General features: G+C 73.7%; 10 protein-coding genes. 8 read left to right on the plus strand and 2 right to left on the minus strand.

Features of this window, described 5'->3' with window-relative positions; translation table 11 throughout:
• Nucleotides 1-15: 15 nt before the first annotated feature.
• The gene (locus O7546_RS16300; protein WP_194799206.1) at nucleotides 16-1,359 is read right to left on the minus strand and encodes an extracellular solute-binding protein; all 1,344 of its coding nucleotides are present in this window, start codon (nucleotides 1,357-1,359) and stop codon (nucleotides 16-18) included.
• 97 nt (nucleotides 1,360-1,456) lie between these two features.
• Complete coding sequence (locus O7546_RS16305; protein ID WP_194799205.1) at nucleotides 1,457-2,503, minus strand: LacI family DNA-binding transcriptional regulator; 1,047 nt, start codon at nucleotides 2,501-2,503, stop codon at nucleotides 1,457-1,459.
• A gap of 241 nt (nucleotides 2,504-2,744) precedes the next feature.
• On the opposite strand from O7546_RS16305, the gene O7546_RS16310 reads away from it, so the two are divergent.
• From O7546_RS16310 to O7546_RS16345, 8 genes are all read left to right on the plus strand, one after another.
• Nucleotides 2,745-4,073, plus strand: coding sequence for a Gfo/Idh/MocA family oxidoreductase (locus tag O7546_RS16310; protein WP_281599233.1), 1,329 nt, complete (start codon nucleotides 2,745-2,747; stop codon nucleotides 4,071-4,073).
• A gap of 17 nt (nucleotides 4,074-4,090) precedes the next feature.
• Entirely contained in the window at nucleotides 4,091-5,524 is a 1,434-nt protein-coding gene (gene uxaC / locus O7546_RS16315) for a glucuronate isomerase (protein WP_281599235.1), read from the plus strand.
• Nucleotides 5,521-6,822 (plus strand): enolase C-terminal domain-like protein, encoded by a 1,302-nt coding sequence (locus O7546_RS16320; RefSeq protein ID WP_269697136.1) that lies wholly within the window; start codon nucleotides 5,521-5,523, stop codon nucleotides 6,820-6,822. The genes uxaC and O7546_RS16320 overlap by 4 nt, the downstream gene beginning before the upstream one ends.
• Nucleotides 6,813-8,297: a mannitol dehydrogenase family protein gene (locus O7546_RS16325; RefSeq protein WP_194799201.1), complete on the plus strand. Its 1,485-nt coding sequence runs from the start codon at nucleotides 6,813-6,815 to the stop codon at nucleotides 8,295-8,297. Before O7546_RS16320 ends, O7546_RS16325 begins: the two co-directional genes overlap by 10 nt.
• A gap of 34 nt (nucleotides 8,298-8,331) precedes the next feature.
• A complete protein-coding gene (locus O7546_RS16330) occupies nucleotides 8,332-9,498 on the plus strand; it encodes a Gfo/Idh/MocA family oxidoreductase (protein WP_269697137.1) in 1,167 nt (388 codons plus the stop codon).
• A gap of 28 nt (nucleotides 9,499-9,526) precedes the next feature.
• Nucleotides 9,527-10,870, plus strand: coding sequence for a polysaccharide lyase family 1 protein (locus O7546_RS16335; RefSeq protein WP_194799199.1), 1,344 nt, complete (start codon nucleotides 9,527-9,529; stop codon nucleotides 10,868-10,870).
• A gap of 235 nt (nucleotides 10,871-11,105) precedes the next feature.
• Nucleotides 11,106-11,564, plus strand: a complete 459-nt coding sequence (locus O7546_RS16340; RefSeq protein WP_194799198.1) for an ATP-binding protein — start codon at nucleotides 11,106-11,108, stop codon at nucleotides 11,562-11,564.
• A gap of 7 nt (nucleotides 11,565-11,571) precedes the next feature.
• Complete coding sequence (locus tag O7546_RS16345) at nucleotides 11,572-12,300, plus strand: HD domain-containing protein (RefSeq protein ID WP_194799197.1); 729 nt, start codon at nucleotides 11,572-11,574, stop codon at nucleotides 12,298-12,300.
• The last annotated feature ends 48 nt before the right edge of the window (nucleotides 12,301-12,348 follow it).

Below are 12,348 nucleotides of genomic sequence, written 5' to 3' on the forward strand. Positions count from 1 at the left end.
GGTCCTTTCGTGGGGTCAGGCGATCGCGGACTTGCAGGCGGTGACGAACTGCTCCGCCGCCTGGGCCGGGGTGGCGCGGCCGTACTGGGCGTTCTCGGCGGCCTTCACGAGCTCGGACTTGACCTTGCTGTGGCCCTTGATCGGCACCTGGGGCGAGGCGCCGAACTTCTGCGCCAGGTCGGACTCGACCTGGATGGACTGCTTCATGGCCGGGTCGGTGGCGGTCTCGCTGACCTTGGCGCGCAGGTCCATGTTCGACGGCAGACCGCGGTCGGTGCCGAGCAGCGCCACCGCCTCCGGGTCGTTGTTGAGGAAGTTGATCACGTCGACGGCGACGTCCTTGTGCTTGCTGCCCTTGAACACCGACCAGTACATCGAGGCCCGAGCCCACTGGGCGCTCGGGTCACCCGGGTAGGCGATCACGCCCAGTTCGTCCTTCGTGTTCTTCTTCAGGTCCGGCATCTGGTTGACCCAGACCCAGGAGGTGGCCGACTTGCCGGTGACCACGAGTTGCTTGGTGATGTCGCTGGAGTTGCCCTCGTGGATGACGTCCGGCGTCGGGGTGGCGCCCCGGTCCCGCGCGCCCTTCCACAGCTCGAACCACTTCGTCACGTCCTCGGCGGTGAAGCCGAGCTCCTTGCCCTGGTACAGGTCCTTGCCCTGCTGGCGCAGCCACACCCAGAGCGCCTTGTAGTCGGCGCTCGGGTCCTGGGTGCCGGGAACCTTCGTCTTCTTCGCCACCTGCTCGGCCCAGGCGATGTGCTCCTCCCAGCTCATCCCGGTGGTCGGCTCGGGCAGCCCGTTCTTCGTCAGCAGGGTCTTGTTGTAGACCAGGCCCTGGGTGTTCTCCCCGGCGGCCACCCCGGCGAGCTTGCCGTCGACCACGCCGTACTCCAGCAGGCTCTTGGGGAACTTCGACACGTCGAGCTTGCCGGAGTCGCGGTAGCTGCCCAGGTCGAGCGTGGTGCTGCGGCCGGCGTACTCGGCCAGGTAGTTGTCGTCGATCTGGAACAGGTCCGGCGGGTTGCCGCCGGCGGTCAGCGTGGCGAGCTTGTCGAAGTAGCCCTGGTTGGCCTGCCAGGTCTTCTCGAACGTCACCTCGGGGTGCTTCTTGGTGTAGAGGGCCAGGGCGTCCTCGGTGAGCTTCGCCCGGGCCTCACCGCCCCACCAGAAGACGGAGAGTTTGACCGGGCCGCCGTCGCCGCCGGCGTCGTCGTCGCCGCAGCCGGCCGCGCCCAGGGCGAGCGGCACGGCGAGCGCGACGGCGGCCAGGCCGCGCACGAGTCGGCGTCGGGTCAGGGGGGTACGGTGATCCCGCCCGGCGGGTACGCCGGCGGTGGGGGACGTTGCGGGGTGCATCTGCGCTCACTCCTCGGCTGTGGGAGGCGACGACGTCACCGGCGGCCGTCCACGGGCCGCCCGGGTCCGCAGTGCTGTGCGGGCCCGGGCCACCTGCTCAGGCTCCGGTGCCGTCCCGGCCGGGCGCGGGGACGGGCCCGGTCGAGTCGCGGACGACCAGTTCGGTCTGGAGCATTACCTGTGCGGTGGTGCGACGGTCGCCGGCCGCCGCGCCCCGGCCCCGGGCGCCACGCGGCGCGTCGGAGTCGAGTTGCAGCAGCATGTCGACGGCCGTCCGGCCGGCGGCCGCGGTCGGCGTGGCCACCGTCGTCAACTTGGGGCGGGTGAGCCGGCTCAGCGCGATGTCGTCGACGCCGACGACGCTCACGTCGTGCGGCACCCGCGCCCCGATCGCGTCCAGCCCCTCGATCAGGCCGATCGCCATCAGGTCGTTGTAGGCGAGCACGGCGGTGACGCTGCTGCGGCGTACCTGTTCGGCGAGCGCGCCGCCGCCGGTCTCGGTGGGCTGGTTGGGTCCGAGGACCGTCAGTTCCGCTCCCCCGCCCCGGGCGGCGGCGGTCGCGGCGCGGCGCATCTCCCGGGCGGTCCAGGAGCCGCGCGGGCCGCCGAGCAACGCGATCCGGCGGTGACCGAGCCCGAGCAGGTGCTCGATCGCGGCCCGGGCGCCCTGCCCGACGTCCATCATCACGCAGGGCAGGCCGGCGACCTGGCGGTTTATCACCACCACCGGGACCTCGCGGCTGACCTGCTCGATCAGGCTGTTGCTCATCCGGGGGCTGCACAGCAGCACGCCGTCGACCTGCTTGGCCAGGGCGTGGACCAGATCCTCCTCGGCGACCGGGTCCTCGTTGGTGTCGGCCACGAACACGTGGTAGTCGCGGTGCCGGGCCTGCCCCTCCGCCGCCTTGATCAGCGGCGGGAAGAACGGGTTGGCGATGTCGGCCACGATCAGGCCGATGTTGTGCGTACGGCCGGTGATGAGGGCCCGGGCCGCCCGGTTGGGCCGGTAGCCGAGGTCCTCCGCGCAGGCCAGCACCCGGACCCGGGTCTCCGGGTTGACCAGGTGCGGGGCCGAGAACGTCCGGGAGACGGTGGAGATGTGCACACCGGAGGCGCGGGCGACGTCCCGGATGGTGGCTGGCACGGCGGGCTCCCTCGTCCGATGTGGTGGGCGTCACGGGTGCCGCCCATTAATGCAAACGGTTGCGCCCGTGTCAACGGTCCATTGTTGCGGCTCGATTGCGGCGACGGTCCCGGTGGGCGCGCGAAACCTCATCAATGCGGATGGATAGGGCGGCTTGGCCGCCATCCGTTGACGACGCATCCACCGTCGTGGTTTCTTCGGCTGCAAACCTTTGCAACCGACTGCCAGGGAGGCCGACGTCATGTCACCACCGGCCCGGGAACGGGTCCGCCACGCCCTGGTGGGTGCCGGAGCACGCGCCGAGATGTTCGTCCGCGCGCTGGCCCTCGACCACGCCGACACCGCCGAGCTGGTCGCGCTCGCCGACGTCAACCAGCGGAGGATGGACGCGCACAACCGCTGGCTGGCCGAGCTGGGCCACCGGCCGGTGCCCACGTACGCCGCCGGTGACTTCGCGGCCATGCTCGCCAAGGAGCGGGTCGACGTGGTGCTGGTGACCAGCGTGGACGCCACCCACGACGAGTACGTGACGGCGGCGCTGCGCGCCGGCTGCGACGTGGTCGTGGAGAAGCCGATGACCGTGGACGCGCAACGGTGCCGCCGCATCCTCGACGCGGTCGCCGAGACCGGCCGGCGCGTCACCGTCGCGTTCAACTACCGCTACAACCCGCTGCACGAACAGGTCCGCCGGCTGCTCGCCGACGGCGCGGTGGGCGAGATCGGGTCGGTGCACTTCGAGTGGCTGCTCGACGTGCGCCACGGCGCCGACTACTTCCGCCGCTGGCACCGGGACAAGTCCGTCTCCGGCGGGCTGCTCGTGCACAAGTCCGGCCACCACTTCGACCTGGTCAACTGGTGGCTGGACGCCCGCCCGGTCGAGGTGCACGCGTACGGCCGGTTGTTCTTCTACGGCGCGGACGGCCGCCGGCACGGCTACGCCCGCGACTACGACCGGGCGCACGGCTCCCCTGCCGCCGACGGGGACCCGTTCGCGCTGCGCCTGGCCGACCACCCGCGCCTGCGCGAGCTGTACCTCGACGCCGAGGCCGAGGACGGCTACCACCGCGACCGCAACGTGTTCGCCCCCGGCGTGACCATCGAGGACGACCTCGCGGTGCTGGCCCGCTACGACACCGGCGCGACCATGACCTACCACCTGACCGCGTACGCCCCCTGGGAGGGCTACCGGGTCATGGTCAACGGCAGCCGGGGCCGTCTCGAACTGGAGGTGACCGAGAGCGACCACGTCAGCCCGTCCGTCGCCGGTGCGCTCAAGGGCGCTGCGCTGCACGGCGACGAGGCGGCGGTGGAGCAGGGCACGGCCCGGCTCACGCTGCGCCCGTTCTGGGCGCCGCCGCAGGAGATCCCGGTCGAGGGCTGGACCCGGCGCGGGCACGGCGGCGCTGATGCCCGGATGACCCGGGTGCTGCTCGGCGGCGAACCCGACCCGCTCGGCCGGGCCGCCACCGCCCGGGACGGCGCGCTCGCCCTGCTCACCGGCCTGGCCGCCAACCGCTCGCTGGAGACCGGCGCACCCGTCCGGGTCGCCGACCTGCTCACCCTGCCCTGACCGAGGAGCCCGCACCCGTGCCGATCATCTCCCCCAGCGATCTGCTGCTGCCCGCCGAGCCCGGCCTGCGCGCCCTGGCCCGAGAGCTGTACGCGCTCGCCGCCGAGCAGCCGCTCATCTCCCCGCACGGGCACGTCGACCCCGGGCTGCTGGCCGAGGACCAGCCCTTCCCCGACCCGGCCCGGCTGCTCGTCGTACCCGACCACTACCTGACCCGGATGCTGCTCAGCCAGGGCGTACCCCCGGCCGACCTGGGTGTGCCGAGCGTGGACGGCAGCCCGGTGGAGACCGACGGGCGGACCATCTGGCGGCGCTTCGCCGCGCACTGGCACCTGTTCCGCGGCACCCCGTCGCGACTGTGGCTGGAGCAGACGTTCCGGAACGTGTTCGGCGTCGACACGCCGCTGAGCCCGGACACCGCCGACACCGTCTACGACGCGCTCGCCGCGCGCCTGGCCGAACCGGGGTTCCGGCCCCGGGCGCTGTTCGAACGCTTCGGCATCGAGGTGCTCGCCACCACCGAGTCGCCGCTGGACGACCTGGGCCGGCACGCCAAGCTCGCCGCCGACGGCTGGGGCGGGCCGGGCGGCCGGGTGGTCACCACGTTCCGGCCCGACGACGTGGTGGACATGGAGTTCGGCAACTGGTCGGCCAACGTGGACCGGCTCGCCGAGGTCTCCGGCGAGGACACCGGCACGTACGCCGGCTACCTGGCCGCGCTGCGGGCCCGGCGGGAGGCGTTCGCCGCCGCCGGCGCCACCTCCACCGACCACGGGCACCCGACCGCCCGTACCCTCGATCTCAGTCCGGCGCAGGCCGCGGCCCTGTTCGACAGGGGCCGGCGCGGCCTGGCCGACGCCGCCGACGCGGAGGCGTTCCGGGCCCACATGCTGCTGGAGTTCGCCCGGATGTCGCTCGACGACGGCCTGGTCATGCAGCTGCACCCCGGCGCGGTGCGCAACCACAACCGGTGGCTGCACGCCCGGCACGGCCGCGACGTCGGCGGGGACGTGCCGCAGGCCACCGAGTACGTGCACGGCCTCGCCCCGCTGCTCGACGCGCACGGCAACGACCCCCGGCTCACAGTGGTGCTCTACACGCTCGACGAGGACACGTTCACCCGGGAACTCGCCCCCCTGGCCGGCGGCTACGCGGCGCTGCGCCTCGGCGCGCCCTGGTGGTTCCTGGACTCCCCCGAGGTGCTGCGCCGGTTCCGCGAGGCGGTCACCGAGACGGCCGGCTTCTACAACACCGCCGGGTTCGTCGACGACACCCGCGCGTTCTGCTCCATCCCGGTACGCCACGACGTGGCCCGCCGGGTCGACGCCGGTTTCCTCGCCCGCCTCGTCGCCGAGCACCGGATGACCGCGGACGACGCCGCCGAGACGATCGTCGACCTGGCGTACCGGCTGCCGAAGCAGGTCTTCAAGTTCGGAGGTGGGCCTTCATGACCACGATCGTCGACGTCGAGGTGCACGACGTGCGCTTCCCCACCGCCGCCAGCGGCGACGGCTCGGACGCGATAAACAGGGGCGACTACTCGGCCACGTACGTGGAGCTGACCACCGACGGCGGGCCCACCGGCACCGGGTTCACGTTCACCAACGGCCGGGGCAACGAGATCACCTGCGCGGCGGTCCGCGCGCTCGCCCACCACGTCCGCGGACGCACCGTCGCCGAGATAGCCGCCGGACCCGTCGCGTTCTGGCGCTCCCTGGCCGCCGACGTGCAACTGCGCTGGCTCGGGCCGGAGAAGGGCGTGATCCACATGGCCACCGGCGCGCTCGTCAACGCGGTCTGGGACCTGCGCGCCAAGCTCGCCGGCAAGCCGATGTGGCGCCTCCTCGCCGAGATGCCCACCGACGAGCTGGTCGCGACAGTCGACTTCCACCACATCACCGACGCGCTCACCCCCGACGAGGCGGCGGCCATCCTCGACAAGGGACGAGACGGCCTGGCCGACCGGCTGGCCGCGCTGGAACGCGACGGGTTCCCCTCGTACACCACGTCGGTGGGCTGGCTCGGCTACCCGGACGAGCAGGTGCGCGCGCTGACCCGCGACGCGTACGCGCAGGGGTGGCGCGCGATGAAGATGAAGGTCGGCGGGCGGATCGAGGACGACCTGCGGCGGGCCCGGATCATCCGGGCCGAGATCGGCCCGGACGCGCTGCTCATGATGGACGCCAACCAGGTGTGGGACGTGGACGAGGCGATCGCCGCGATGGGCGTGCTCGCCGAAGTCGACCCGTACTGGATCGAGGAGCCCACGCACGCCGACGACGTGCTCGGGCACGCCCGGATCGCCCGCGCGGTGACCGAGCTGACCGGCGGCCGCTGCCGGGTCGCCACCGGCGAGGTCGCCGCCAACAAGGTCATCTTCAAACAGCTGCTCCAGGCCGAGGCGATCGGCGTGATGCAGGTCGACGCGTGCCGCGTCGGCGGCGTGGACGAGGTGCTCGCCGAGCTGCTGCTGGCGGCGAAGTTCGGCGTGCCGGTCTGCCCGCACGCCGGCGGCGTGGGCCTGTGCGAGTACGTGCAGCACCTCGCGATCTTCGACCACGTGCGGGTCGGCACGAGCCTGGACGGCCGCATGGTCGAGTACGTCGACCACCTGCACGAGCACTTCACCGACCCGGTCCGCACCCGGGGCGGGCGCTACCTGCTGCCCACCGCGCCCGGCTACAGCGCCACCATGCGCCAGGAGTCGATCGCGCGGTACCGGTTCCCGGACGGCCCGGCATGGCGCTGACCCCCGACCGGCTCGGCCTGGCCACGCTGCGCCACCTGCCGCCGGAGTCCCGGCCGCTGCTGCGCCCCGGCACCGTACCGGCCGGCATCGTCCACCTCGGCCTCGGCGCGTTCCACCGCGCCCACCAGGCCGTGCACACCGAGGCGGCGGTCGGCGCGGCCGGCGGCGACTGGGGCATCGTCGGCGTCGCGCCGCGCAGCACCGACGTGGTCGACGCCCTGGCCGCGCAGGACTGCCTGTTCAGCGTCACCACGCTCGCCCCCGACGCCGCGACGACCCGGGTGGTCGGTGCGCTCGCCGGGGTACGGCACGCCGCGAGCGACCCGGACGCGGTGGCCGCCCTGCTCGCCGACCCGGCGATCCGGGTGGTCACGCTGACGGTGACCGAGAAGGCGTACCGGCTCGATCCGGTGACCGCCGCGCTGACAGTGGACGCGGACCTGACCGCCGACCTCACCAGCGGCCGTCCCCCGCGTACCGTGCCCGGTCTGCTGGTGCGTGGGCTGCTCGCCCGCGCCGCCGCCGACGCCGGGCCGATCGCGCTGGTGAGCTGCGACAACCTGCCCGCGAACGGGCGCCGCCTGCGCGGCCTGGTGGAGCAGTGCCTCGCGCTGGCCCGGGTGCCGGACGCGACAGCCGAACGGGTGCTCACGGCGGTGACCTGCCCCGGCACCATGGTCGACCGGATCGTGCCGGCCAGCACCGACGAGACCCGGGACACCGCCCGGCGGGCGCTGGGCGTGACCGATCTGGCGGCGGTCGCCGCCGAACCGTGGTCGCAGTGGGTGATCGAGGACGACTTCCCCGGCGGCCGCCCGGCCTGGGAACGCTCCGGCGCGATCCTCACCGGCGACGCCGGCCCGTGGGAGCGGCTGAAACTGCGGGCACTCAACGGCGTGCACTCCGCCACCGCGTACCTCGGTGCGCTGGCCGGCGCGGAGACGGTGGCCGAGGCGCTGACGCTGCCGCACCTGGACGCGGTGCTGCGGCGGCTGCTCGCCGAGGAGATCGCGCCGAGCTTCACCCCGCCGCCCGGCGCCGACGTGGCCGGCTACGGCGAGCAGGTGCTCGCCCGGTTCGGCAACCCGGCGATCCGGTACCGGACGACGCAGGTCGCCATGGACGGCTCGCAGAAGCTGCCGCAGCGGGTGCTGCAGACAGTCGCCGACCTGCGGGCCGCCGGCCGATCGGCGCGGTGGAGCGCGCTCGTGGTGGCCGCCTGGCTGCGGTTCCTGCTCGGGTACGCCGACGACGGCCGGCCGCTGCCGCTGGACGACCCGCTCGCCGACCGGCTGCGCACCGCCCTCGCGGCCGGAGCGCACACCCCGGCCGGGGTGGTGGACGCGGTCTTCGCGCTCCGCGAGGTGTTCCCGGCCGACCTGGCCGACGACGACGAGTTCCGTGCCGACGTGACCGGCTGGCTCACCGCGCTGGAACGCCACGGCGTCCGGGCGACCCTGGCGGACGCCCGGTGACCGGCGGCGCGCCGCGACCGGCGGGGTTTAGCCGGTGAGTGGCAACGACCCGCCGCGGGTGGCGCTGATCGGGGCGAACGGGCACGGCCGCTGGCACCGCCGGACCATCGCGGAGCTGCACGCCGCCGGGCGTGCACGCCTGGTCGCGCTGGTCGACGTGCGGCCGCTGGAGGCCGAACCGGAGGCGCCCGTCCCACCGGAGGCGGCCGTCCTCACCGACCACCGGGACATGCTCGCCGCGTGCCGCCCGGACGTGGTGGTGATCTGCACGCCACCGCACACCCACCTGCCGATCGCGCTCGACGTACTGGCCGCCGGGGCGGACCTGCTGCTGGAGAAGCCGCCGGTGCTCGACCTCGCCGAACACCTGATGCTCACCGAGGCCGCGCACGCCGCCGGCCGGGCCGTGCAGGTCAACTTCCAGGCGCTCGGCTCGGCCGCGCTGACCGAACTGACCGGCGCGCTCGGCCGGCTCGGCCCGGTCACCGGCATCGCCACGCTCGCCGCCTGGCAACGCCCGGACGCCTACTACGCCCGCTCCCCCTGGGCCGGACGGCGAACCGTCGACGGCCGCCCGGCGCTGGACGGCGCGCTCGCCAACCCGCTCGCGCACGCGCTCATGCAGTGCCTCGCCGTCGCCGAATCGGTCACCGGCGCACCGGTACGCCCGGCCCGGATCGCTGTGGAGCGCTACCGGGTCCGCCCGATCGAGGTGGACGACACCACAGTGCTGCGGCTGACCCCGCACGCCGGGCCGCCGGTGCTGGCCGCGCTCACCCTCGCCGCCGAGGAACACGTCCCCGGGGAGGTACTCGTCACCGGCGAGCGTGGACGGGCGCTGCTGGAGTACCCGACCGACCGGCTGCGGCTACCAGGCGACGACGCGCCGCGCCCGGTGCCCGGCCGCCGGGGGCTGCTGGCGAACCTGCTCGACCACCGCGCGGACGGCACGCCGCTGATCGCGCCGCTGGCGCGTACCGAGCCGTTCACCGCGGTGCTGGACGCGCTGCGGGACGCACCCGTTCCGACGCTGCTCGACGGGGACCTGGTAGGCGAGGCGGGCGACGGCCCGCAGCGGGTGCGGATGGTGCGGGGCGTCGGCGCGGTGCTGCGGGCCGCCGCGCAGACCGGCGCGCTGCCGTCCGAGGCGGGCGTGCCGTGGGCGGTCAAGCCCCATGTGGTGGACCTGCCAGTGCAGTGAATGTCCCTCCAGGAGAACGGAACGAGTCATGCGTACCCGAACCGCAGTCGTCGCGGCGCTGACCGCCGCGCTCGTCCTCACCACCGCCGCGCCCGCACCGGCCGCACCCGGTGAGCCGTCCCGGGCCGCCGAGCTGATCGGCCGCCAGGCCCTCGCCGCGAACGACGGCTGGGCCGCCGCCGGCACCGGCACCACCGGCGGATCGGCCGCCACGCCGGACCGGGTACGCGTCGTGCATACCCGCGCCGAGCTGGTCGCCGCGCTCGGCGGCGACAACGCCACGAACGCCGCCGACGGCACCGCCAAGATCGTGTACGTGGCCGGGACAATCGACGGCTTCGAAGGCCCGGACGGCACGCCGCTGGACTGCGCCGACCTGGCCGACCCGGAGTACTCGCTGGCCGCCTACCTGGCCGCGTACGACCCGGCGACCTGGGGCCGGACGAACCCGAGCGGGCCGCTGGAGGCCGCCCGGGTGCGGTCGGTGGCCGCCCAGACCCGGCAGACCCAGATCAACGTCGGCTCCAACACCACGATCATCGGTTTGCGCGGCGCCCGGCTCACCGGCCTGACGCTGATGATCGACCGGGTGGACAACGTGATCGTGCGCAACATCGAGTTCACCGACGCCCGGGACTGCTTCCCCGCCTGGTCCCCCACCGACGGCGACACCGGCAACTGGAACTCCCAGTACGACCAGATCTCGGTGCGGCGCAGCGAGCACGTCTGGATCGACCACAACACGTTCACCGACGGCGACAACCCGGACAGCGCCCAGCCCGTCTACTTCGGCCGGCCCTGGCAGGTACACGACGGCTCGGTGGACGTCACGCACACGGCCAGCCTGGTCACCGTCTCCTGGAACCGGTTCACCGGCCGGGACAAGGTGATGCTGATCGGCTCGTCGAACACCGTCGGCCCCGACGTGGGCCGGCTCGACGTCACCGTGCGGCACAACCTGTTCGACGGCACGCTGCAACGCCTGCCCCGGGTGCGGTTCGGCCGGGTCGACGTGCACGAGAACCACTACCGGCTCGGCGGGCCCGGCTTCGCGTACGCCATCGGCGTCGGCGTGCAGTCCGCCCTGTACGCGGAGAACAACTTCTTCACCCTCACCGGCGACACCGCCCCGGCCGACCTGCTCTACGACTGGGGCGGCACCGCCCTCACCGAGCGCGGCAGCTGGGTCCGGCAGGGTGACCGCCTGCCCCGGCCGGTTGACCTGCTCGCCGCGTACAACGCCGTCCACGACCCGGACCTCGGCGGCGACGCCGGGTGGGCGCCCACGCTGCGGGCCGCCCGGCCGCTGCCGACCCCGCTGGTCCCGTTCGTCGTGGACGCCTTCGCCGGGGCCGGCAGACTGCCGCTCTGACCTGCTCCGGAGCCCACCCGGCGACCGGGCCGGCGTCCCTGCGGGGATGCCGGCCCGGCGTCGTCATCGGCCCGCCGGCTGACACGCCGCCGCCGATGCGCGATGATCACGTTGACGGACATCGCCGCCGGGGGAATGAATCGGCGGCCACCGGGGACAACAGGGTGAGAATCAGGCGGTGAGAGCGCGAGTGGGCGCCCAGGCCCGGGGACGGGCACGGGACGGAGGGCCGGACGTGACGGGTGGGACATCCGGCGACGTCGGCCCGGTCCTCACCATCGACCTACCGGCCGACCCGGCCCGGCTCGCCGCCACCCGGGAACGGTTGCGCGGCTGGCTGCACGCCCAAGGCGTGAGCGAGTGGGACGTCGACACCGTCCTCATCGCCACCGGCGAGGCGTGCGCAAACGCGATCGAGCACGGGTACCGCTTCGCGCCGGAGGGGATCACCACGCTGCGGGCCGAGCTGCGCGGCGACCGGTTGGAGATCGAGGTACGCGACCAGGGCGGCTGGCGGGCAGCCGACGGCGACGACAGCGGCGACCGGGGGCGCGGGCGGCTGATCATGGCGCGGGTGATGGACGAGGCCACCATCGTCGGCACGCCGGAGGGCACCTGCGTACGCCTGGTCAAGCGCCTCACCGGCGACGTGAGCGGCCCGGCGGGCACCGGATCTAGCGAAGATCAGCTATAAGGGACGCATGGAGTTCCCCGCGTACCTCGCCACCATGCCGATGCACGCGATCACCGAGATCCACGGCGAGCCCGGCCTGCTGGCCCGGTTCCGGCTGGAGATCGAGGCGTTCGACGAGACCGCCCGCGACCGGCTGACCGAGGCGCTCGACCTGGCCGCCGACCTGCACCGCGACGACCGGCGGGTACGCGAGCCGTACCTCAACCACCTGCTGCGGGTGTCGATCCGGCTGATGCACCACTACCAGGTGCGGGACGTGGACGTGATCGTCGCCGGGCTGCTGCACGACGCGGTCGAGGACCACCCCGCCGAGCTCGCCGGGCTCGACCCTTCGGCCACCGGGCCCGACGTGACCTCGGCGGCACTCGCCGCGCTGTCCGGCCGGTTCGGGTCGCGGGTCGCCCGGCTGGTCGCGGCGGTCACCAACCCGGCGTACGACCCGGGCCGGGACCGCGACGAGCAGTACCGGGAGCACGTGGCGGCGAGCCTGGAACGGGAACCCTGGGCGCGGGTGATCAAGGTGTCCGACTTCACCGACAACGGCGTGGGCGTGATCCACACGGTCGGGCCGAAGGTGGCCCGCGCCGCCGCCAAGTACCGCCCGCTGGTGCCGCTCTTCCGTGACCTGGTCACCCGGCCCGACACACCGCTGTCACCACCGGTCAAGCAGCACATCCTGGCCCAGCTCGACCTGGCCGAGGAACGCTTCAGCGCCATCCTCGACCACCCCGCCTGACGCCACCCGCGCACCACCCGGCTCGCACTCATCCTCACCTCGCCACTT

This window comes from Micromonospora sp. WMMA1976 (assembly GCF_027497335.1).
GTDB lineage: Bacteria > Actinomycetota > Actinomycetes > Mycobacteriales > Micromonosporaceae > Micromonospora > Micromonospora aurantiaca.